The sequence below is a fragment of the Cytobacillus depressus genome, assembly GCF_008923245.1.
Classification (GTDB): domain Bacteria; phylum Bacillota; class Bacilli; order Bacillales; family Cytobacillaceae; genus Cytobacillus; species Cytobacillus depressus.
The window spans coordinates 293,044-314,973 of record NZ_WBOS01000002.1; the positions used below are offsets into that span (position 1 = coordinate 293,044).

A 21,930-nucleotide genomic window follows, 5' to 3' on the forward strand; every position below is an offset into this window, starting at 1 on the left:
GAGAAGAATGAAAACTCTATGGAATAAATATAAACAAAACAAAATGGCACATGGGATCTTTCTTTTAATTTACATCTGTGTTTCATCTCTAAGTTTATTTATGGCACAAAGGTCAGTTACTGCATTCCTGCTATTATTATCTTCATTGTTATTGCTATATTTTACAAACTTCAAAAATCTTACGAAGTGGTTGATTGCGGGAATTGTTCTTGCGTTTTTACTTCCATTTACAGCAAGTCAAGGAGATGCGTATCAATCCTATATGGAAGTTGCTACACTCGTTGGAATCTATATTGCGATGGCTCTTGGATTAAATATTGTCGTTGGAATGGCTGGTCTTCTTGATTTGGGATTTGTCGCCTTCTTTGCTGTTGGAGCATACACATATGGGATTTTTGCTACAGCACAAGCTTCGAATTTTATGCCTTTTGGTACGTTCCCTCTTTCGGGAGAAAGCTTTTGGATATTTATTATTTTTGGCTGTTTAGTTGCTGCATTGTTTGGAATATTACTTGGAATTCCGGTCCTTCGAGTAAAAGGGGATTATTTAGCAATCGTTACATTAGGGTTTGGTGAGATTATTAGAATTATTTTTAATAACCTTGACCGCCCAATTAATATAACAAATGGTGCAATGGGAATTCCTTCAGTCACTCCGCCTCGTTTGTTTGGAATAGATTTTCTTTTTCCAAGTCAATTTTATTACATTGTACTCGTCATCCTGCTATTTACAATTTTTACTGTCCGACGTTTCGAGCATTCAAAAATAGGCCGTTCATGGAAAGCGGTTAGAGAAAATGAAATTGCTGCCCAAGCGATGGGTGTTCCTTTAGTTCGAACAAAACTAATGGCCTTTGCCATCGGTGCATCCTTCTCAGGGATGATGGGTGTTGTCTTTGCTGCAAAACAAGCCTTTGTCGATCCTACAAGCTTCACTCTCCTTGAATCCATCACAATTCTAGTTATGGTGCTCTTAGGCGGGATGGGCAGTGTCCCAGGTGTTATTCTAGGTGCAGCTGTGATGACGATTCTGAATCTTCAAGTATTAACTGAAATAACAAATTGGTTAAATCAGCTAAGTATGTCCGGGGCTATTTCAATCCCAGACGCACTTTCACCGGCTAAAATGCAAAGATTAATATTCGGTCTGCTATTAATCTTGTTTGCTTTATATAGACCACAGGGACTTTTGCCAGCGAAAAATCGTATCTATGATGAGAAGGTTTTACAAGAAGGAAGCGGTCAAACAGTTTTAGGTATTGCAACTGAACAATCACAAAATGAGAAGCTTAATGTTAAGGAGGTGTAGGTGCATGTCTATTTTAGAGGTACAAAATTTAACAAAGAAGTTTGGCGGACTCACAGCCAATCAAGATGTATCGATGACAGTTGAAAAAAACTCAATTACAGCAGTAATAGGACCGAACGGGGCAGGAAAAACAACATTTTTCAATATGATAACAGGTGTATATCAGCCAACATCTGGCAGTATTTTGCTTCAAAATCAAAAGATAAATGGATTAAAGCCTCATGAGGTATCAAGAAAAGGGATATCACGAACCTTTCAAAATATCCGGTTGTTTAATGAAATGTCAGTTCTCGAAAATGTTCTTGTAGGCATGCATACACATTTAAAAGCAGGTCTTATGGGGATTTTATTTAATCTCCCGGCCATTCGCAAAGAAGAAAGAGCATCTGAAATAAAAGCGTATCAATTATTGGACTATGTTGGACTTGCTCCTCTTTTAAATGAGAAAGCATGTAATCTTAGCTATGGTGCGCAAAGAAGATTAGAAATCGCAAGGGCTCTTGCTGCAGATCCAAAGGTCTTATTATTAGATGAGCCTGCAGCAGGTATGAATCCAAAGGAAACAAACAATCTGACTCAGCTTATTACTAGAATGAGAGAAGAGTTTAATTTAACGATTATTCTAATAGAACATGATATGAAATTAGTCATGGAAATCTCAGAACATCTCGTTGTATTAGATCATGGAGAAAAAATTGCAGAAGGGAGGCCAGAAGACATTCGAAACAATCCAAAGGTGATTGAAGCATACTTAGGGACTGGGGCCGTGCAGGCAGGATAGGGGGAAGTCGATGCTGCAATTAAGAAATGTTGAAACTTATTATGGTGGGATACAGGCCCTAAAGGGGATTGATGTTTTAGTAGATAAAGGAGAAATTGTCACCCTTATAGGCAGCAATGGAGCTGGAAAATCCACAACATTAAAATCTGTAAGTGGACTTGTAAAAATTCAGAATGGATCCATTGTTTACAATGAAACAGAAGTTTCAAATAAGCCAGCACATGAAACGACACTTTTAGGGATTGCTCATGTTCCAGAAGGCAGGAGAATTTTTCCGAAGCTATCGGTCAAGGAAAACCTATTAATGGGAGCTTTCTCTGTAAAAAATAAAAGTGTAATTGATCAAAGAATGGAAAAGGTTTTCCGATACTTTCCTAAGTTGAAAGATCGTTTGGAACAAAAGGGCGGTACGATGAGTGGCGGAGAACAGCAAATGCTTGCGATCGGACGAGCTCTCATGATGGAACCGAATTTATTAATGTTAGATGAGCCTTCTATGGGTCTTGCTCCAATCATTGTAGAGCAAATTTTTGAAATCATAAAAGAGTTAAATCAAGAAGGTATAACTATCTTACTTGTAGAACAAAATGCCTTTCAGGCTCTGCAAATTGCCCATCGAGGTTATGTTATTCAAACAGGAGAAATTAAACTGCAAGGAAAAGGCAATGAATTGCTTAATAATGAAGAAGTCCGTGAAGCATACTTAGCATAAATGACCTCAGAAGTACTTCTCCTATGTTAGCCATGAAAATGGCTAACATATTCTATTATTAAAATCATTTTTGGCGGATAATTAAGGAACAGAATATGTATGTATTTTCACAAATATAAGTAAAAAGGGAATTGCTAGATGAATGGGGTTCGGAGAAATTAACCTGCGCTTTCTTGTATTTGTATGGAATGCAGCTTGTCGTTTTTACTGCATTTTTCTAGAGTTTTTGCTTGATCATAGGCCTTATGAATTGAGTCATATATTGGAGAGGAATAGTAGGGGGTGTTCCATGAAAAGCTGCCGTTGGAATCAGATGGATAAATAGTCACTTTCCAAATATAATACTCCACGTCTGGACTTTTTAAATTTCCTTCTAACGCAATAAGCCAATGGGAGTGCTTGCAAAAATCGCAAATCTCCATATTCTTTAAGCAATTTAAATCATTTTGCCCAATCGGGATTAATGCTTTCTGGAAAAAATCTTTATAATTCGATCCATACACACTTCTTCACTCCACTCTTATAAGTTTTCTACATTCGATCTTATACTCATTATATGGAATGAAAAAGCAAAATTGCGCTTAATCAGAAAATTTACTCAAAAATTCAAATATTTGTTCATAAAAAATAGGAGGACTTTATGTCCTCCAATTTAAGCGTTCCATTCATTAATTTTTTGATCAGATGGAAGAAGCAATGTAATAATTCCGAGCAATGGTAAAAATCCGGTGAGAATCATTGTGTGTGTAATTCCGATTAAATCGGCTAAGTAACCAATTGCCATCGATCCAACAGCTCCCATTCCAAAGGCGAGACCGACTGTTAACCCTGCCATCGTACCAATTTTACCAGGTACTAGCTCCTGCGCGTATACGACTGTAACCGAGAAGCTTGACATAAGAATAAAGCCGGATAAAGCAAGCAAGCATATTGCTGCAGCTGGAGGAGCGAATGGAACTAATATCGTTAATGGAGCAGAGATAATCATTGATAAAAAGATAACGGTCTTTTTGCCGAATCGATCAGCCAGTGGACCACCGAAGAAAGTCCCAACTGCCCCAGAAACTAAAAAGACGAACAAGAAAACTTGTGCTTGACTGATGCTAAAAGAATAATTTTCAATTGTATATAAGGTATAATAATTTGTCATACCAGAAACATACCAGGAACGGGCAAAAATTAAAAACAGAACAAGTAAGAGTGCTATCTTGACCGATTTTGATAAACCTTTTTGATTCACATTGGATATTTTGCTTTTTTTCTTAATTAAGCTTTTGTTCATTCGTAGTTTTGCTGCATACCAAAAGGCAATATAAGTGAGCAGCCCAACAGCAAGGGCAGCAACTATGGTAAACCATGCAGCCCCACGTTGGCCTAGAGGGACAAGAACGAGTGCGGTAATAAGAGGCGCCATTGCCTGCCCACTATTGCCTCCTACTTGATAAATGGATTGAGCGAGACCGCGTCTCGTGCCTGCTGCCATGTAAGCAACCCTTGAGCCTTCCGGATGAAAAACAGCTGAGCCAAGTCCAATAAAAATAACAGAAATAACGATCAACTCGAAACTTTGCGCAAAAGCTAGTCCGAATACGCCAAGCATGCTCGATGTCAGTCCAAAAGGCAAAGCATAAGGCATTGGCTTCTTATCTGTTGCCATACCAACAGCAGGCTGTAAAACAGAGGAGACCATATTTAAAGTGAAGCCAATGATGCCAAGCTGTGTGTAGGTTAGCCCCATTGACTTTTTCAAAATTGGAAACATAGCCGGAATTATGGCCTGAAGGGAATCATTTAATAAATGACAGAGGCCTATGATGATTAGTATTTTATAAGATGTTCCAGTACTATTTTGCAAACTTTTGGCTGTTGCCGCCACATTACTCATGCTAAGGACTCCTTTTGAAAAAATTTAAATATTCCTAATTAAATATAATACATCATTATTAAGGTTTCCGAAATACATTATATAAAAATTGAGCAGCCGTTATCGTCTGCTCCATCTTTTTAAAAAAACTTATGAATTAGTTTGAGATGGTAAAAAAATATCTACCGTTGTTCCGCTATTTACTTTACTCGAAATTTTTATTTCCCCACCAAATGAATGAAGGATTCGTCTGCATACAACCAATCCAAGTCCAGTACCAGAATCTTTAGATGTATAGAAAGGCTGGAAAATTTTCTCGAGATTTTCTTCCGAAATTCCTGTTCCAGTGTCCGTTATTTGAATATGACACTTATTTTGATCATTGAATAGATTGATGATCAAATCTCCGCCATTTTGCATAGATTCTAATGCATTCTTTGATATGTTTAAAAGCACCTGCTTTATTTGGTCCTTCGTACAGTCAACTAAAATAGGGATTTTCGGGAGAGTTAATTTATAGTTAACATTATTTAAATTTGCCTCTGATAAAATCAGCGGCTCAAGCTCCTTTAAAATAACTCCAATATCAATAATCTCCGTTTTCTGTGCTGTCGGTTTGCCAAGTATTAGAAATTCGCTCACAATTTCATTAATACGGTTTATTTCATCATTAATGACTGAAAAGTAATATTTGTCCTCGGTTTTTGTATATTTTTCACTTAAAAGCTGGATAAGGCCTTTAATTCCAGTTAACGGATTTCTGATTTCATGGGCGGTACTTGCTGCTAAAGTACCAACCAGCTCTAGTTTTTGCAATTCATTTTCCTTTTTCTCTCTTGCTGTCTGCCTTTTAAGCATGACATACTTAATAAAGAGAAACAAAATATGAAATATGAAAATATAAAGAAGCAAAGCTTTTGAGACACTTTGGAAAATGGCTCTGTAATCTTTTGGCGGAATTTCTACTTTTATACTCCATGGAAGCCGGTCAATCGGCAGAGTCATAAAATTTTTGTTTGAAAATTCAGGTGATTTATTCATATTAATATCCATTATTGGTGTATCAACTGAATTAATAACAGATAGTTTTGTGTCAGGCGTTAAAAGCCTCATAATATTTTGCATATAATCCATTCTTAAATGGGCGACAATAATATATTGTAATTCCCCATTTTCATTCAAAACCGGTTTTCCAATGCCAATTACTTTTTGGCCATTCTTTAATATTTCATAATTGTCAGAGATAATAATATCCTTTGTTCGCATAATGTCATTCACATAGTCTTGATTCGATAAGTTTGCATCTTTCAATAATAGGTTAGAACCTGTAATAATAGTTCCAGCAGCATTGAGTAAATATATTCCACCGTACCGCGGTTCTTTGCTTTGCATGTTTTTCAACAGCAACTCGAAGCTTTGTGGTGAATCTATTGCGGATTCGATAATTAAAGAGAGTGTATCAAGGGATGTAACTGTCTCCGCAATGAATTGATCAAAGCTTCTTTGGTGAACAGACCCTGTCCAAATGGCTTCTTCCTTGCGATCTTGATAATCACGATTAATAGCATCATTTAAATGGTAGAGGACGCCAATGAGAATTGGACAAATAACAACAACCATATACAGTATGTAATTTTTGATATGATTCTTCATTAATTAGGACTCCAATATGTAATAATTGAACATTAATTAGTATACCATTTAAATAGAAATTCGTTTATCTTTAATAAAAATGAGCAAGTAAATCACAAATTGACATAGTACAATTGTTCTTTTATAATTTATTTAGATTTCAAGATAATTATAAAGGATTGAATAAAGTGAGTTCTGAACAAACAAAACAATCATTGAAATTATTTATTGTACTTTCAAGAGCGTTTCGTGCCATAAATGAAGATGTAAATAAACTAATTCAGACGTATGGGCTAAATCCGACTGAATTCGCAGTAATGGAGCTGCTATATCATAAGGGTGATCAGCCATTACAGCAAATTGGCGGGAAGATTCTACTAGCTAGTGGAAGTATAACATATGTAGTTGATAAACTTGAGCAAAAAGGATATTTACGAAGAGCGGCATGTCCGAAAGACAGACGAGTCACATATGGACAAATTACAGAAAAGGGAAAAGCATTTATTGAAGATATTTTTCCAAGTCATGAGAAGCATATCGATTCGTTAATGTCTGAACTTTCCCCAGAAGAAAAAGATATCGCTATTCATTTATTAAAAAAGCTCGGCTTATCAATTGGCAAATAAAAACGGTCCAATCGGATCGTTTTTATTTTGGTTTAAAAGGAATTAATAAACATTTGGCGAATTAGAATAAGGGTTGTATTCAAATCAAGGGGGCAATTATATGAGTTTTGAAAATTATACATACACACGTCCAAATTTAGATGAAATAAGTAAAAAGTTTGAAGATGCGTTAAACAAATTTAATGAAGCCAAGTCAGCTGATGAGCAAAATTCAGCAATGAAGGAAATTAACGATATTCGAAATGATATTGGTACAATGTTTAACCTTTGCTATATTCGCCATTCTGTTGATACAAATGATGAGTTTTATAAAGCAGAGCAAGATTATATGGATGAGATTCAGCCAGAAGTAGAAGGGTTTGTGACAAAGTATTATGAATCACTCATTAAATCCGATTTTCGCCAAGAATTAGAAGAGAAATGGGGAAAGCAGCTTTTTGCATTGGCTGAGGCACAATTAAAAGTATTTTCTCCGGAAATTGTTCCTCAACTGCAAAAGGAAAACAAACTTTCATCTGAATATACGAAATTGATTGCCTCTGCCAAGATTCATTTTGAAGGCGAAGAGCGAACTTTAGCACAAATGGAACCATTTACACAGTCAATAAATCGAGATGTGCGCAAACAAGCTAGCGAGGCTCGTTTTGGCTTTTTAGCGGAAAATGAGGATGAGCTTGACCGCATCTATGATGAGTTAGTAAAGGTGCGAACAGAGATTGCTCATAAGCTCGGCTATAAAAACTTTGTTGAGCTTGCTTATTTGCGTATGCAAAGAACAGACTACAATGCCGACATGGTCGCTAAATTCCGTGATCAAGTGAAGGAATTTATCGTCCCAATCGCAACGAAATTAAAAGAGCGCCAAAGAGAAAGAATCGGCGTTGATCAACTGAAGTATTATGATGAAGGCTTTAATTTTAAAACAGGCAATGCGACGCCAAAAGGAAGTCCAGAATGGATTATTGAAAATGGACAGACAATGTATAATGAGCTGTCAAAAGAAACGGGAGAATTTTTCTCTTATATGAGAGAGAAGAACTTAATGGATTTAGTGGCGAAAAAGGGGAAAGCTGGCGGCGGTTATTGTACGTATATTGAAAACTATAAGTCGCCATTTATTTTTTCTAATTTCAATGGTACTTCAGGAGATATTGATGTGCTCACACATGAAGCAGGGCATGCTTTCCAAGTATATTCAAGCCGAAAATATGAAATCCCTGAATATTACTGGCCGACGTATGAAGCATGTGAAATTCATTCAATGAGTATGGAATTCTTTACATGGCCGTGGATGGATAAATTCTTTGAAGAAGATACGGATAAATACAAATTTGCTCATCTCAGCGATGCGCTCCTGTTTCTCCCATATGGCGTTTCTGTTGACGAATTCCAGCATTGGGTGTATGAAAACTATACAGCAACACCTAAAGAGAGAAAGCAGGCTTGGAGAGAAATTGAGAAGAAATATATGCCACATAAGAACTATGATGGCAATGAATACTTAGAAAATGGTGGCTTCTGGCAGCGTCAAGCTCATATTTATAATTCTCCATTCTATTATATTGATTATACGTTGGCACAAATTTGTGCATTCCAATTTTGGAAGCGTTCTAGAGAAGGTCATGAAGCAGCCTGGAAGGATTATGTACATCTATGCAGCTTAGGCGGCAGCCAAGCATTTACAGGTTTAGTTAAAGAAGCAAAGTTAATTTCTCCATTTGAAGATGGATGTGTCGAGTCTGTCGTAGGAGAGATTGAAAGCTGGTTAAATTCAGTAGACGATAAAAGCTTATAAATACAAATGTGGAAGCGCCTTGATCACCCCCGACAAGCACAAGACGAGCCTCTCGGAAAGGTGAGCTCTACCTTTCAGGATTGGCTTGTGACCTCGAGGTCGACATAAACGCGACGTCCTGTCGCATTGTCGACACTAGTACATCCTGTACGTCGGGGGTAGGCGCTCCTCCTAAAAGCTAACGCTTTCACTCGTGCGATGATTATGCTGCCGAAGCTTTCCTAGTGGGGCTGAACGTAAACAAAAGGGTCGGTTTCGTCCGACCCTTTTAAATAATATTATTTAGCAGTTTTTATCATGATTTCATTATTATCTAGAAGGGCTTGTAAGTTCTGCTCACCAAGTTGATCGATAATAAAGTCTGCTAGGCGATCTTCAAGCTGATCTTGAATAACTCTTCTTAACGGACGAGCTCCAAATGCAGGATTGTAGCCAAGCTCGGCTAACTTTCCTTTTACTTCATCCGAAACAGTCAATTTGATATTTTGTTCGCTTAAAGTATTCATTAAATCGTTCAGCATAATGTCAACGATGTTTAATAAATGCTCTTTTTTAAGTGATTTAAACTCAATAATATTATCAAAGCGGTTGAGGAATTCTGGTTTAAAGAAATGACCAATTGTATCTAAAATACTCACTTCTTTCATAGCCTCATTTGTGCCAAACCCAACGTGGATTTCCTTATGTCCAACACCCGCATTACTTGTCATGATAATAACAGAATCTTTAAAGCTGACTGTTCGGCCTTGGCTGTCTGTTAAACGTCCATCTTCAAGAATTTGCAGGAACATATGCTGAACATCAGGATGTGCCTTTTCAATTTCATCGAGCAAAATAATGCTGTAAGGATTGCGACGGACTTTTTCTGTTAATTGACCAGCCTCTTCATGACCAATATATCCTGGTGGAGAACCAATAATTTTTGACACACTATGCTTCTCCATATATTCGCTCATGTCCAGTCTGATCATAGACTCCTCAGACCCGAATAATTCTTCAGCAAGCGTCTTCGTTAATTCTGTCTTTCCGACCCCTGTTGGACCAACAAAAAGGAAGGAACCAATTGGACGATTTTTTGCTTTTAGCCCAGCGCGGCTTCGGCGAATTGCTTTTGCGACTTTTTGTACGGCTTCATCTTGACCAATGACTTTTTTAGATAAATTCGCTTCAAGCAGCTTCATTTTTTTCTGTTCATCTTCCATTAATTTGCCCACTGGGATACCCGTTTTCTTTTCAATAATTTCTTGAATGTGATGGGTTTCTATTAATGGCCGGCTAGAATGATTATTAGTATTTAATGCATTTTCTAATTTTAATTCTTCGTCTCGCAGTTTGGCAGCTTCTTCATAATTTTCGCTTTGTAATGCTTTATCCTTTTGTTTATTGATTGCTTCTAAGCGTTGTTTAATTTCTTCGGATGTTGTGTAATCAGACTGTAAATTAATTTTTGATCCAGCTTCGTCCATTAAATCGATGGCCTTATCTGGGAGGAAGCGATCTTGAATATAACGGCTTGATAATTTCACACATGCTTGCAATGCTTCCTCAGTGAAAGTTACTTCATGATAATCTTCATATTTAGCTTTAAGGCCTTTAAGAATTTCAAGTGCTTCATCAGCAGATGGCTCCTGTACATGAACAGGCTGGAAGCGGCGTTCTAGAGCCGGATCTTTTTCAATCTTGCGGTATTCTTTTATAGTAGTTGCACCGACTAATTGCAATTCACCTCTTGCAAGCGCAGGCTTCAGAATATTCCCAGCATCCATAGAACCTTCTGCTGAACCGGCACCAACGAGTAAATGAATTTCATCAATAAAAAGAATGATATTTTTTCTTTCTTGTAATTCAGTAATAATTTGTTTCATTCTCTCTTCAAATTGACCTCTAATTCCTGTATTTGCTACAAGTGAAGCGACATCTAGCAAGTAAACTTCCTTATTCAGGAGTTTTTTGGGAACTTTGCCTTCAGAAATAAGCGTAGCTAAGCCTTCTGCAATCGCTGTTTTTCCAACACCAGGCTCACCGATTAATACAGGATTATTTTTATTTCTTCTATTTAATATTTCAATTACGCGATTTACTTCTTCATCTCTGCCAATGACAGGATCAATAAGTCCCGCTTTCGTAAATTGGGTTAAGTTTCGGCCGAATTGATCAATAAATCCGCCACGGCCATTATTTTTATTGTCCTTATTAGGAATAGGTTGTTTCGTAAAAGGATTTTTTGATGCGTTCGCATTTTTAATTAGCTCATCAAATGGAAGCTGATGAAAACCAGAAATGCTGCTAAAAGATGGTCCAAAGGAGGACCCGATTTTTGCTTTTTCTTCTTGATAGCAGCTTTGGCACAAGATAAGGATTCTTTCATTTCCGTTGACACTTACTTTAAATTGAATAATTGCTTCTTTTTCATGACATTTTTGACAAAGCATATGGAATACCTCCTATTAATCAATTTGACTTTGACTATATTTGACCTTTATAACTTTATTATACTTTGACCTTTTTTGACTTTCAAGTTTTCTGCTATATTTTTTTCTAGTGAATTTTTGGTAAATAAGATTCGTTTATTAAATGATAATGCTCGTCTTTGTTTGTCCTTTCCTTCATATATTGAAGGGAAGGAGGAGATCTCGTGAAGACAAACTGGAGTGCGGCTTTTCAAATTGCAGCCGTTTATGTAGGGACTGTTGTCGGAGCAGGCTTTGCAACAGGAAAAGAAATTGTTGAATTTTTTTCCCGTTTCGGTTTTATCGGATTACTATCGATATTAATGAGTGGATATATATTTATTTTTCTTGGCTCAAAATTAATGCGAATTGCTGCGCGCATACAGGCGACATCTTATCAAGAATTAAATGAATATTTATTTGGCAGGTTTATAGGATCTTTAATTAATATAATTATGCTTGTTATGTTATTAGGGGTTTGTGCTGTGATGCTTTCCGGAGCGGGAGCTGTTTTTGAAGAACAGATCGGTCTATCAAAATATACTGGAATCTTCGTGACTATTGCACTTTCGATTGTAGTTATGATTTTAGGGACGAAAGGGTTATTTGCTGTAAATACATTTGTCGTTCCGATGATGATTGCTTTTAGCTTCCTGCTTTTGTTTATTTCCATGAAGCTTCCAAATTTTACGGAGCAAATATTATATATCCCTTTTGCAGAAGATGGATGGAAATCAGTAGCAGCGCCTTTCTCATATGCGGCACTGAATTTAAGCTTGGCACAGGCTGTTTTAGTTCCTATAGCGTCAGAAATAAAACATGATCAGACAATCAAGTGGGGCGGAATACTAGGCGGTGTAGCATTAACGCTTATTCTCATATCAAGCCATCTTACTTTAGTTATGCTTCCACAGCTTGAAACATATGCCATTCCAATGGCTGTCATTATGAAAACTTCAGCTTCCTCTTTATTTTGGATATATGTTTTCATCATTTATGGAGAAATTTTTACTTCTGTCATCGGGAATGTATATGGGATTGAACGTCAAGTAAGAAAGTACATTCCCATACCAACTACGATAACCGTTTGTTTTATTTTTATTATTTGTTTCTTTATTAGTTTAATTAACTATGGAACATTATTAGCTTATTTATATCCGCTCTTTGGTTATATAAGTGTAATTTTTATCGTATTATTGTGGATGAAGCCATTTAAAGGGGTAAATTGAATAACGAAAAAAGACCCGATTATTCGGGTCTTTTGTAAACTGTCTAGCGCCAGCGCCTACCCCCTCGAGGTCACAAGCCAATCCTCCCAGAAAGGTAAAGAACACCTTTCCGAAAGGATTGGCTTGTGCTTGTCTGGGGTGAACAAGGCGCTTGCGCTTTTCTGATTTATTCTGTTTTTAATATGGATTTGCCCATTTGTAGGAAAGCATCCTTATAATCGAAATCCTTTTTTGTAAAGATTGATAATTTAAGTGGCTGATCTGGATTTTTAATTAAATAGGTCGTTACAACGTCATCTCCATTCGTTGCTTCCATTGCAACGGAGTCTTTAAAAAAGTCATCAGTTGGGACATCGATTTCTTGAATTTCATTATCTACCGCTTGTAGCTGTGCCTTTGTATTTTCCTCTACCATAGCCCAATCTGCATCTGCTGTAAGCAGTTCAATTCTCATAAAGATATGATCGTTATCAGTTAAATATAGAATATCCTTATTTGGTTCTTCAGCAGTTAACTCAAATTCTGGAAGGACATACAGTGAAAAAGGCTGATTGTCGCTAGTTTTAAGAAAAGCCGTTTCTTCTTTTGATTCTCCATTTACATGATACTGCAGGTTTTGTTCAGGGATACGGACAACTCCATCTTTTTCCTGCTCTTGTTCGTCATCCTTAACTTGTTCGTCATCCTTAACTTCACCAGTTTCATCGGAAGTTTGTTTATCTTGATCCTGCTTATTATCTTCATTTTGTGTTTGGTTCGATCCATCTCCATTGCTCTGGACATTGTCGCTTGTGCCGCAGCCCGATAAAATAAGTCCAAGCAATCCGAATAGGACTACCCATTTTGATGAAAATTTCATCCTGCTTTCCCCCTGTAGTGAGCTTTTGAATGTTCATTGAATTAGACGTAAATTTCTACTTGTAGTTACAAGTTATTCCTACAATACCATTTCTCAATTAAACGTACAATTATTTAACGGAAAATAAGAGAATAAGCCCATTTTATATTAAATCTGTGTTAAAGTTGTTGATTTTCACTCCAGGCACTTAGCGATCGCAGGCAGTCGAGGAGCCTCCTCGTCGCTAACGCTCTTGGGGGGTCTCCCTTGGACACGCTTTTCCAGGACAATGAATAAACATCCTTGGATTAACACCACATGACAAAATGCGTATGCATTTTGGAGGAGTCACATGCCTTCCGTTCTAATCAACGAGTGTAAAACTCAGCATTGTGCTTTAACAAAATCTACTTAAAAGGCAGAATGATAAATAATAATAAATCAAAAATTAAATGGGAAACAATTAATAATGGCATGCTTCTTTTCCACGTATAAAGCCATCCCCAAAAAAGACCATCGATTAATGCGGCAAAGGCAAGAATCCAATGGGGCGAGTATAAATGGACTGATGCATATAGTATCGCGGAAACAATAATACCTGTTGGCATATTCGTATACTTTAATATTCTTTTTTGTACGAACCCTCGCCAAAAAATTTCTTCACCTGGAATAATGATTAACATTAGAACGATGTAATGCCACAACATGGATGGCGAATAACGTCCATATAGCTTCGTAATGTGTTTCATCCATGGTAGATTTAATAAATCGATTAAATGATAACCAGTCCAAAAAATGGCATAAAGGACTAGCCCAGAGCCCACTCCATATAAAAGGTATGAACCAAAGGAAGCTTCATCATTTAGCTCTTCATTTAAAATAGAATAGCTAATTAGAAATAAAAGAGAAGCTGAGAAGATGTACCAAAAAACAGCTTTATCCTGAAAAGTAAAATTCATTAAAATATGAGCAAAAACTAGCCCAAAGATCAGGCGAAAATCAGTTAATAATTTCTTCAAACTTACAAACTCCTTTCTGCAAACAATTCTATTTTAGCAAAAAGCAGTGTCTAAATGGAATGAAAAGATTTCATTTCCAAATTTGAAAATAAAATAGGCAAAATTGATTATCCTAAAAATGAAAGCGGAAGTGCTCGTTTACCCCCGTCAAGCACAAGTCAATCTTCACGAATTTTTGGGAAGAGTGGCTTGTGACCTCGAGGTCGACAAAAACACGACGTCTTCCCAAATGCTACACTTTGGGTCGTGCGATGATTACGCTGTCTAAGACTTCCTTGTCCTATCGCATTGTCGACACTAGTACGTTCTGTACTTCGGGGGTAGGCGATGGAGCTAGACAGACAGTACGAAAGGGGTGAAAGGAATGACGAAAGCCAAAAGAGAAAAAGAGCGGGCTTGGGCAGTTCGAAAGCAGGATCAAAATCCGCATGGGAAAGTAAAATCCTTAAAAGAGCTAGCTCAGGACAAGGAGTAATAATCTGTATGAAATAAATAAAAAGCAGTGAAAGCTGCTTTTTATTTATTAATCTTTATTCTAGTTAGTAATCAATTTTACAAAACAGATTCTTTTACAATTTTATAGTTTTTATGATTCACTACGGTTCTTTGTTCTAAATCAAGGTCCCGATAGTTGCCCATATAGGATAAGTCTACGATCACTGAGTTTTCATTTACCTTTTCGACGATTCCTTGCAATCCGTCACGGAATTCAACAATATTTCCCACTTCTGCTTTTTTCAAAAGCCTCGCCCCTTTTTTGCAAGATTTGAAATCAAATGCGCCTTGGCGTATTTGTGCCCGTTTTTTTTCGAGCTTGCTTGAAAGATTTCCTTTAAAAAATCGTGGCATCCGCCGGAGGCTTTAACTTTATTCAGGAGAGGTTTAACCCCCGCTAAATTGGGTACAATTTTTGCATTCATCCCACCACTTATAGAAGTTGGGGACTTCTGCTGAATAAAGTTAAAAGATTAATAACAGTTTGCACTACTTTTTATTTTTCGTAAAGTAATATGTTATAATTTCGATGAATTTCCTGTTTATACCTCCCCTTCCAATGTTTGTGGTTTCATTTTATGGAATGGCAAGTTGGTCTTTGTTCATATATGATTAGGATAGAAAAATTTGATAAGGATGTTGAATAATGCAAGATGAACATATCCAAGAAATGCTGGAAAAATTAAAAAGCGGCGAATTAAGCGAATACATTGTAACAAAAGACGAATTTTTAAATGTGCGTAATGTTATCGTCAAAAGAGAGGACTTTAAGCATTTTCGCGGCATTGCAAAGCGGGGTGGTTCCGTTCTTTATCAATATTTAGAAACAGCTAGAAGTTAAACTAGCTGTGTAATAATGATGCTTGAGTATTTTTACAAGCGTCTTTTTTTATTTTTATAAACACTTAGTCCTACAGTCTAAAGTCGGGTTTATGCTCATATTCTTTATCATTACTATGATATTGCAAGAATGGGGGTGAGGAAGATGGGAATTAAGCTAATTAAAATTTCAGCCCTTTATTTTGCCATTGGTGTATTAATTGGATATTATATGTCTATTTCTCATTCATATGTGTTTACACCTGTACATGTTCATATCAATTTACTTGGATGGACAGCTCTAACATTGGCTGGAATACTCTATCATCTCTTTCCGAATCTCGCGGCATCGAAACTAGGAAAATGGCATTTTTGGCTGCATAATCTTGGCTTGCCTATCATGATGATTTCATTAGCAATTATGATAACTACCCAAAATGATGCACTTGTTCCTTTTACAGCTACAGGTGCTACACTCACATGTTTAGGGGTACTGCTCTTCGTTTGCAATATATGGAAAAATTTAAAAAGCACCAACTAACGTCTGAATTAGCTCAATTTGCAACTTAAAAGGGTCGACTCCCGCCAAATTAGGCTGTGGAGCCGATCTTTTTCTGCGTTACTAACAATGTTGCTATCTAATTAAATGATTAGTCTGCCAATTTTTCTATTATCATTTTAAAAATAGTAGAAATTGCTATATATTAATGATAATGGTAAATCTATTAAACTTCGTATAACAGGAGGACGTATGAAAGAATTAGAGCTGCTTCAATCAGAAATTAGCAAAGTAATGATAGGAAAGGATAAAGAAGTAGAGCTTCTCACCATCGCATTATTATTTAATGGTCATATATTAATGGAAAGTGTTCCTGGAACAGGAAAGACGATGCTTGCCAAAACATTTGCCAAATCAATTAATGGTTCATTCTCACGTATTCAATTTACTCCAGATGTACTGCCAAGTGATGTGACAGGGATCCAGTTTTTCAATCCGAAAAAACAAGAGTTCGAGTCTAGACCGGGTCCAATTATTGCAAACATCGTTTTGGCTGATGAAATTAATCGGGCAACCCCTCGCACACAATCAAGCCTGCTTGAGGTCATGGAGGAACGGCAAGTGACAATTGATGGTCATACGATTCCTGTTCCCGATCCATTTATGGTGATCGCTACACAGAACCCAGTAGATTCTCAGCAAGGAACATTTCCTTTGCCAATAGCCCAAATGGACCGCTTTTTCATGAAACTATCTATGGATTATCCAAACCTTCAGGAAGAAAAAGAGATGATGCGAACTGCAAGAGGGCTGAAGGAAGGCAGTGAAATTGAAGCAAAATTGTCTACATCTGTCATTGAGAATTTGCGAAATTCAGTGAAGGCTGTCATGTTCACGGATGAAATGGAAATGTATTTAATTCAAATTATTAGAAAAACAAGGGAGCATCCTGCAATCGACCTTGGGGTAAGCCCGAGAGGAACACTTGCATTAATGAGAGCTGCACAAGGAAAAGCCTTTCAAAATAGGCGATCATTTGTTGTTCCAAATGATATTAAAGAAATGATTCCTTACGTAATAGGCCATAGAATATTTTTAACTGCTGAAGCATCCCTTACGAAAACAGCTGAAAATGTTTTACAAGACGTGATTGAATCCATACCTGTACCAGTCGAAGCAGAGGTTTAATCAATGGAATGGAAAAAATATTCTATTGAAGACACGTCTTTAGGAATAACGGGGGTACTTGCATTATTTTTATTTTTTGCCAGTTTTTATTTTAAGTCTTTCCTTATATTTTTTACAGCAGTGTTTCTATTACTTTTTATTTTCCTCAATTCATTTTATTTAAAGCATGTTGGAAAAAAGCTATCTATTGAAAATAAAAAAATAAGAAATAAATTTTTTCCAAATGAAAATGGGGAATGGGTTTTAACTTTTGAAAATAAAGGATTACCGATAATGAAGGGCACTCTAAAAGTCTTTTTTGATGATCAAGTAGCCCCTTTAGATGGCTATGGTGAACAACGCCTGGCAAAGTATGAAGTAAACCTCCCATTTTCAGTAAGTTATCAGCAGAAACTCATTGTAAAAATACCTTTTAAAACAATAAAAAGGGGAACAGCAAAAATTCGTTCCATTGAAATGTCCATTCCGCACTTCTTCGGTTTAGGTGAAACGGTGCTTGAATATAAGTATCTATTTCTGCAGGAGGCTCTTGTCTACCCAGTGGCAATCACAGTAATGAATAAGAGCTTGTTTCTTTCTGAACGATTGGGAGAATCAAATGTGAACCATTCCTTAAATGAAGATTTTTTTTCTCCTGCAGGAACGAGGGATTATGTATATTCTGACAGCTTTAATCGCATTAATTGGAAAGCCAGTGCGAGAGCACAAACTCTTCAAACGAAACTGTTTGACCATGTTTCTGAAACGGGGTGGAATATATCTTTAAATGTCGCCAACGGGCATTCTCTTGCAAGTCAAGCGGAACAATTAATTAGTAGTGCAGCAGAACTAGCTTATTATTTAACAAAGCATCATATTCCTTTTTCTTTATGTATTAATATTCGCATTGCTGGAACCGTTCCTTTTTATTATATTCCGGCTGGGGGAGGGAAGGAGCAGTTGCAAAAAGTTCTTGAAGTATTAGCCCTAATAGACCCGAATTCCTTTACTTACCCTTATGAAAAAATGCTGTCTTTTTATAACAGGCATTTGATGAATCAGCCTTTTTTCATTCATGGGGGTATTAGATCAGACGCTTCCGACAGCTTGCTCCATTCCATCAAACAAAAAGGGACGAGCCTTTTTGAAATCCATTTTGCAGAAGAAGAGAAAGCGTCTCTTTTACCTATGACATTCGCTAAGGATGTGGTAGAAAAATGATAAGGCAATTTTGTAACATCATGTATTTGCTTTTAATCGAAATTATATTTGGGGCATATGGTCTTTTGTTCCTCTACTCTATTGAAAAAAAGGAAGTCCCGCTATTTTCCTATTTTGCTTTTGTGATGTTTGGCAGTATTTCATTTTCGCTGCTGCTCCTTAAATTTAGAGAAAAGGCAAAACTTTTATTTCTCATTTTCATTTTACCTATCCTTTATTTTTTAGGGAAATGGCTTGGGTTCGATCCCTTTGCCAATTTACTTATTGCTTTATTGATTTTCTGGAGGACCCTTTCCCATTTTAATGAACAGGATAAACAAAATGAGGGGAAATGGATTTTATTTACGATTTTAACAGGTATTTTTCTCATATATTTCTCAGGATTAACTTCAGAGAAAAATATGAAATTAATTGGCGCGATTATGATTTTGCAAGTGGGCTTTATCATTATCGGCGGATTTTTCCACAGATGGCTAGATATGAATGTGAAAATCAGACATAAAAAGCAATTTTTCCTGCCATTATTAGCGATTGTTAGTGGAATAAGCGTGATAGGGTTTATCTTAGCTTTAGGGATGAAATTGTATGAAAAATTATTCTTCTCATTCCTAAGTGTTATTGTAGCGATCATTGCTTTTATTTCTTCACCATTTTTTAATTGGGCGGAAAATCAAGATTGGTCTGAGAAAGTAGCATTTTTAAATAACGATCAAGTACTTCAAGAAGAAACTGCGGATCCTGATGTTCTAGAAGGGTTGGGAAGGCAAGCAGCTATCGATCCCGCAATCATAGGCGCGATCGTATTGGTAGTTAGTTCTATCTTCATTTTTATCTATATTTATAAGCGCTATAAAATGAAACGGGCTGAGGATTCTATTGAAAGAAACTCGGCATTTTCTACTGAGTCATTTTCTCTCAGTAGAGATGGACTATTTTTTCAAAAAGATACAATGAAACCTTCAGCTGATTCAATTCGAAAGGAAATTTACACTTTTGAAAAATTTGCTAAGAAACGTAAATTAGGCCGTTTTCCATTTGAAACATTATCTGATTGGTTTAAGCGAATTGAAATTTCTGATTATAATGAAATTAATACCATTTATGAAAAGCTCAGATATGGATTGATTCCATATACGGATAATGAGCTGAAGTTAGTAAAAGAAAAGCTGCAATTAAAAAAGCAGGAATTACGGGAAAAGGAAAGAGAATTAATAAGACATAAAAATAACTAAGTTTGAATTTTTCCGGAAGGGCCAAAATAAAAAGTATAGTCACATTAATGGGAGGCGCACAGTTGGTAGAAAAGCAATTTAAAGTAACTGCGAATACAGGCATTCATGCTCGATCAGCCACGATTTTGGTCCAGGAAGCAAGTAAATTTAAATCTGATATTCATTTAGAGTTTAAAGGAAAAAAAGTAAACTTAAAGTCAATTATGGGTGTCATGTCACTAGGTATTGGCCAAAATGCCGATATCTCCATTTTGGCAAAAGGTGAGGATGAATCAGCAGCCATTCAAAGTTTAGCAGAAACTTTGAAAATGGAAGGGCTAGCTCACTGAGAATAGGAGACTTTAAAAGCTAATTAATTCAATATGAATCATTAACCGGCTAAATAATGTTAGCCGGTTTTCTATTTTTGAGGTTTAATAACAAGTGGTTAGGGTTATGGTAGGAAAAAGGAGGAAATCACGATGAAACGTCACTTTTTTTTACTGCTAATCGTACTCTCATTAATGCTAACGGGCTGTTTGCATGCAGGATCAAGTAAAGCGATCATTAACAGCCATGCAGAAGCTTTATTGACGAAAAACAATGAACTGCAGTTTCGGTTTAAAATTAATGACAAAATTTTAAACGGAGGAGAGCTGTATAAAGTCAAGGTATCGATACATAATGTTAAACTAGCATCAGCTTTAGGCACAGATGAAATTATTTATGGGGCTGATTTTAATTATTCAGGGGAGTACATAGAAGCGAATAACGAGAAGGACCTTTTTATTTTTATGAATCCCATCCCGTTATTAAAAGATTTGCATGTTTTTGAACTTGAAGAGATGATTATTAATGAGGAAGCAGTTTCAATAGAAGTTTTTAATGATAAAGAAGTCATAGCGAAAGCTTTTTTAACTAATTTTTCTTCACAGCTTTAAAATCAAAAATAATAATAATCAAAATGGTGATAATAAAATAAGTACATAGAAATTGGCGATGGCTAGGCAAAACTGTCTAGTCTTTTCTATATGTATTGTGTAGCGCTCCTGTTGATTTCAGCTCCATGCACTTAGCGAGCGCAGGGGGTCCCGGGAGCCTACTCGTCGCTTTCGCGCCTGCGGGGACTCCCATTGACTCGCTTTTCCCGCAGGACATTGAATAGTCGTCCGTGAATTACCACCACACGAAAAAATGGGTATGCATTTTGAGGATCTCGTACCTTCCGCTTCAATCAACAACAAACTAACGATTTCATCAATCTTATTCACCATAACTAGCCAAAGGAATTCTTTTATTTGAATAATTAGAGTAGAATAAGTATATACAATATTTTTACATAGTTTAAGAGAGGGGATTGGTTATGGCAATAAGAAATAATACTGTTATTGGCTTTATTGGTACTGGTGTTATGGGGAAAAGCATGGCAGGGCATTTGCTTCATGCAGGTTATCCTGTAGTTGTTTATTCAAGGACAAAGTCAAAAGCGGAAGATTTAATTACTAATGGAGCAGAATGGACAAACTCGCCGAAAGAAGTGGCTGAAAAATGTAATGTCATCATTACAATGGTCGGTTACCCTTCAGATGTGGAAGAAGTATATATAGGGAAAAATGGGATTATTTCTAATGGGAATGCCGGTACTTACGTAATTGATATGACAACGTCCACTCCGACACTGGCAAAAAGAATTCATGAAGAGGCGAAAAAGAAAGGCATTTTTGCCCTTGATGCGCCAGTTTCCGGTGGGGACATCGGGGCCAAGGAAGCAAAGCTGTCTATTATGGTCGGAGGAGATAAAGAAACCTTTGACGAAATGGAGTCAATTTTCCGTTTGCTCGGGACTAATATTGTGTATCAAGGGGAAGCGGGTTCAGGACAGCACACTAAAATGTGTAACCAAATTGCAATCGCATCAAACATGATCGGTGTTTGCGAAGCGATTGTCTATGCTGAAAAGGCTGGACTTAATCCAGATACAGTTCTAAAGAGTATTTCATCCGGAGCTGCTGGAAGTTGGTCATTATCAAATTTAGCACCAAGAATGATTAATGGAAATTTTGAACCGGGATTTTATATAAAACATTTTATTAAAGATATGAACATTGCTTTCCAAGAGGCAGAAGCAATGGGGATGGAGACACCAGGTCTTGCATTAGCAAAGAAAATGTATGCGCAGCTGGCTGAAGCCGGGGAAGAAGATAGCGGTACACAGGCACTCTATAAATATTGGGAACGATAATGAATAAATGGATCATCCTAA

23 protein-coding genes are annotated in these 21,930 nt (G+C 36.6%); 15 read left to right on the forward strand and 8 right to left on the reverse strand.

Annotated elements, in window-relative coordinates:
* Positions 1–7 precede the first annotated feature (7 nt).
* Genes F7731_RS06720 through F7731_RS06730 form a run of 3 tightly spaced genes read left to right on the forward strand, consistent with a single transcriptional unit; the run spans position 8 to position 2,802 of the window.
* Positions 8–1,309: a branched-chain amino acid ABC transporter permease gene (locus F7731_RS06720; RefSeq protein ID WP_151533995.1), complete on the forward strand. Its 1,302-nt coding sequence runs from the start codon at positions 8–10 to the stop codon at positions 1,307–1,309.
* 4 nt (positions 1,310–1,313) lie between these two features.
* Positions 1,314–2,090, forward strand: coding sequence for an ABC transporter ATP-binding protein (locus F7731_RS06725; RefSeq protein ID WP_151533996.1), 777 nt, complete (start codon positions 1,314–1,316; stop codon positions 2,088–2,090).
* Positions 2,091–2,100: 10 nt separating this feature from the next.
* On the forward strand, positions 2,101–2,802 hold the full coding sequence (locus tag F7731_RS06730; protein WP_151533997.1) for an ABC transporter ATP-binding protein: 702 nt from the start codon (positions 2,101–2,103) through the stop codon (positions 2,800–2,802).
* 158 nt (positions 2,803–2,960) lie between these two features.
* Here the strand turns inward: F7731_RS06730 and F7731_RS06735 are convergent, their stop codons facing one another.
* The 3 genes from F7731_RS06735 to F7731_RS06745 form a co-directional block, all read right to left on the reverse strand.
* The gene (locus F7731_RS06735; RefSeq protein ID WP_151533998.1) at positions 2,961–3,305 is read right to left on the reverse strand and encodes a hypothetical protein; all 345 of its coding nucleotides are present in this window, start codon (positions 3,303–3,305) and stop codon (positions 2,961–2,963) included.
* 149 nt (positions 3,306–3,454) lie between these two features.
* The gene (locus tag F7731_RS06740) at positions 3,455–4,687 is read right to left on the reverse strand and encodes an MFS transporter (protein ID WP_151533999.1); all 1,233 of its coding nucleotides are present in this window, start codon (positions 4,685–4,687) and stop codon (positions 3,455–3,457) included.
* 129 nt (positions 4,688–4,816) lie between these two features.
* Positions 4,817–6,319, reverse strand: a complete 1,503-nt coding sequence (locus F7731_RS06745; protein ID WP_151534000.1) for an ATP-binding protein — start codon at positions 6,317–6,319, stop codon at positions 4,817–4,819.
* A 167-nt stretch (positions 6,320–6,486) separates the two neighbouring features.
* On the opposite strand from F7731_RS06745, the gene F7731_RS06750 reads away from it, so the two are divergent.
* Together F7731_RS06750 and F7731_RS06755 are read left to right on the forward strand one after the other, a co-directional pair.
* A complete protein-coding gene (locus F7731_RS06750; RefSeq protein ID WP_151534001.1) occupies positions 6,487–6,924 on the forward strand; it encodes a MarR family winged helix-turn-helix transcriptional regulator in 438 nt (145 codons plus the stop codon).
* Between the two features lie 100 nt (positions 6,925–7,024).
* Positions 7,025–8,719, forward strand: a complete 1,695-nt coding sequence (locus F7731_RS06755) for a M3 family oligoendopeptidase (protein WP_151534002.1) — start codon at positions 7,025–7,027, stop codon at positions 8,717–8,719.
* 278 nt (positions 8,720–8,997) lie between these two features.
* Here the strand turns inward: F7731_RS06755 and F7731_RS06760 are convergent, their stop codons facing one another.
* Positions 8,998–11,151 (reverse strand): ATP-dependent Clp protease ATP-binding subunit, encoded by a 2,154-nt coding sequence (locus F7731_RS06760; protein WP_151534003.1) that lies wholly within the window; start codon positions 11,149–11,151, stop codon positions 8,998–9,000.
* A 203-nt stretch (positions 11,152–11,354) separates the two neighbouring features.
* Between F7731_RS06760 and F7731_RS06765 the strand changes: the two genes are divergently transcribed.
* Complete coding sequence (locus F7731_RS06765) at positions 11,355–12,398, forward strand: YkvI family membrane protein (protein WP_151534004.1); 1,044 nt, start codon at positions 11,355–11,357, stop codon at positions 12,396–12,398.
* A gap of 166 nt (positions 12,399–12,564) precedes the next feature.
* Here F7731_RS06765 and F7731_RS06770 read toward each other — a convergent pair whose 3' ends face one another.
* The gene (locus tag F7731_RS06770) at positions 12,565–13,257 is read right to left on the reverse strand and encodes a hypothetical protein (protein WP_151534005.1); all 693 of its coding nucleotides are present in this window, start codon (positions 13,255–13,257) and stop codon (positions 12,565–12,567) included.
* 386 nt (positions 13,258–13,643) lie between these two features.
* Positions 13,644–14,255 carry a CPBP family intramembrane glutamic endopeptidase gene (locus tag F7731_RS06775; protein ID WP_151534006.1) on the reverse strand — a complete coding sequence of 204 codons (612 nt, stop codon included), beginning with the start codon at positions 14,253–14,255 and terminating at the stop codon, positions 13,644–13,646.
* A 364-nt stretch (positions 14,256–14,619) separates the two neighbouring features.
* Between F7731_RS06775 and F7731_RS26810 the strand changes: the two genes are divergently transcribed.
* Complete coding sequence (locus F7731_RS26810; RefSeq protein ID WP_246197149.1) at positions 14,620–14,730, forward strand: DUF6254 family protein; 111 nt, start codon at positions 14,620–14,622, stop codon at positions 14,728–14,730.
* 77 nt (positions 14,731–14,807) lie between these two features.
* On the opposite strand, the gene F7731_RS06780 is transcribed toward F7731_RS26810, so the two are convergent.
* Complete coding sequence (locus tag F7731_RS06780; RefSeq protein ID WP_151534007.1) at positions 14,808–14,996, reverse strand: YkvS family protein; 189 nt, start codon at positions 14,994–14,996, stop codon at positions 14,808–14,810.
* Positions 14,993–15,175, reverse strand: coding sequence for a hypothetical protein (locus F7731_RS06785; protein ID WP_151534008.1), 183 nt, complete (start codon positions 15,173–15,175; stop codon positions 14,993–14,995). Before F7731_RS06785 ends, F7731_RS06780 begins: the two co-directional genes overlap by 4 nt.
* A 221-nt stretch (positions 15,176–15,396) precedes the next feature.
* On the opposite strand from F7731_RS06785, the gene F7731_RS06790 reads away from it, so the two are divergent.
* The 8 genes from F7731_RS06790 to F7731_RS06825 all read left to right on the forward strand — a co-directional run bounded on the left by F7731_RS06790 (position 15,397) and on the right by F7731_RS06825 (position 21,909).
* The gene (locus tag F7731_RS06790; protein WP_151534009.1) at positions 15,397–15,591 is read left to right on the forward strand and encodes a hypothetical protein; all 195 of its coding nucleotides are present in this window, start codon (positions 15,397–15,399) and stop codon (positions 15,589–15,591) included.
* A 144-nt stretch (positions 15,592–15,735) separates the two neighbouring features.
* Complete coding sequence (locus F7731_RS06795) at positions 15,736–16,110, forward strand: cbb3-type cytochrome c oxidase subunit I (protein WP_151534010.1); 375 nt, start codon at positions 15,736–15,738, stop codon at positions 16,108–16,110.
* Between the two features lie 210 nt (positions 16,111–16,320).
* Positions 16,321–17,256, forward strand: coding sequence for an AAA family ATPase (locus tag F7731_RS06800; RefSeq protein WP_151534011.1), 936 nt, complete (start codon positions 16,321–16,323; stop codon positions 17,254–17,256).
* A gap of 3 nt (positions 17,257–17,259) precedes the next feature.
* Positions 17,260–18,456 carry a DUF58 domain-containing protein gene (locus tag F7731_RS06805; RefSeq protein WP_151534012.1) on the forward strand — a complete coding sequence of 399 codons (1,197 nt, stop codon included), beginning with the start codon at positions 17,260–17,262 and terminating at the stop codon, positions 18,454–18,456.
* A complete protein-coding gene (locus tag F7731_RS06810) occupies positions 18,453–19,688 on the forward strand; it encodes a hypothetical protein (protein WP_151534013.1) in 1,236 nt (411 codons plus the stop codon). The genes F7731_RS06805 and F7731_RS06810 overlap by 4 nt, the downstream gene beginning before the upstream one ends.
* Positions 19,689–19,750: 62 nt before the next feature.
* A complete protein-coding gene (locus F7731_RS06815) occupies positions 19,751–20,017 on the forward strand; it encodes a phosphocarrier protein HPr (protein WP_151534014.1) in 267 nt (88 codons plus the stop codon).
* Positions 20,018–20,149: 132 nt separating this feature from the next.
* Positions 20,150–20,608, forward strand: a complete 459-nt coding sequence (locus tag F7731_RS06820) for a hypothetical protein (RefSeq protein ID WP_151534015.1) — start codon at positions 20,150–20,152, stop codon at positions 20,606–20,608.
* A 422-nt stretch (positions 20,609–21,030) separates the two neighbouring features.
* The gene (locus F7731_RS06825) at positions 21,031–21,909 is read left to right on the forward strand and encodes an NAD(P)-dependent oxidoreductase (protein ID WP_151534016.1); all 879 of its coding nucleotides are present in this window, start codon (positions 21,031–21,033) and stop codon (positions 21,907–21,909) included.
* Positions 21,910–21,930 lie beyond the last annotated feature (21 nt).

Excerpts from the sequence above, each read along its gene's own strand:
- F7731_RS06755 (WP_151534002.1), top strand. The coding sequence starts at position 7,025 with ATGAGTTTTGAAAATTATACATACACACGTCCAAATTTAGATGAAATA.
- F7731_RS06745 (WP_151534000.1), bottom strand. The coding sequence starts at position 6,319 with ATGAAGAATCATATCAAAAATTACATACTGTATATGGTTGTTGTTATT.
- F7731_RS06770 (WP_151534005.1), bottom strand. The coding sequence starts at position 13,257 with ATGAAATTTTCATCAAAATGGGTAGTCCTATTCGGATTGCTTGGACTT.
- F7731_RS06800 (WP_151534011.1), top strand. The coding sequence starts at position 16,321 with ATGAAAGAATTAGAGCTGCTTCAATCAGAAATTAGCAAAGTAATGATA.
- F7731_RS06760 (WP_151534003.1), bottom strand. The coding sequence starts at position 11,151 with ATGCTTTGTCAAAAATGTCATGAAAAAGAAGCAATTATTCAATTTAAA.
- F7731_RS06720 (WP_151533995.1), top strand. The coding sequence starts at position 8 with ATGAAAACTCTATGGAATAAATATAAACAAAACAAAATGGCACATGGG.
- F7731_RS06740 (WP_151533999.1), bottom strand. The coding sequence starts at position 4,687 with ATGAGTAATGTGGCGGCAACAGCCAAAAGTTTGCAAAATAGTACTGGA.
- F7731_RS26810 (WP_246197149.1), top strand. The coding sequence starts at position 14,620 with ATGACGAAAGCCAAAAGAGAAAAAGAGCGGGCTTGGGCAGTTCGAAAG.
- F7731_RS06730 (WP_151533997.1), top strand. The coding sequence starts at position 2,101 with ATGCTGCAATTAAGAAATGTTGAAACTTATTATGGTGGGATACAGGCC.
- F7731_RS06790 (WP_151534009.1), top strand. The coding sequence starts at position 15,397 with ATGCAAGATGAACATATCCAAGAAATGCTGGAAAAATTAAAAAGCGGC.
- F7731_RS06805 (WP_151534012.1), top strand. The coding sequence starts at position 17,260 with ATGGAATGGAAAAAATATTCTATTGAAGACACGTCTTTAGGAATAACG.
- F7731_RS06810 (WP_151534013.1), top strand. The coding sequence starts at position 18,453 with ATGATAAGGCAATTTTGTAACATCATGTATTTGCTTTTAATCGAAATT.
- F7731_RS06820 (WP_151534015.1), top strand. The coding sequence starts at position 20,150 with ATGAAACGTCACTTTTTTTTACTGCTAATCGTACTCTCATTAATGCTA.
- F7731_RS06825 (WP_151534016.1), top strand. The coding sequence starts at position 21,031 with ATGGCAATAAGAAATAATACTGTTATTGGCTTTATTGGTACTGGTGTT.
- F7731_RS06725 (WP_151533996.1), top strand. The coding sequence starts at position 1,314 with ATGTCTATTTTAGAGGTACAAAATTTAACAAAGAAGTTTGGCGGACTC.
- F7731_RS06785 (WP_151534008.1), bottom strand. The coding sequence starts at position 15,175 with ATGAATGCAAAAATTGTACCCAATTTAGCGGGGGTTAAACCTCTCCTG.
- F7731_RS06795 (WP_151534010.1), top strand. The coding sequence starts at position 15,736 with ATGGGAATTAAGCTAATTAAAATTTCAGCCCTTTATTTTGCCATTGGT.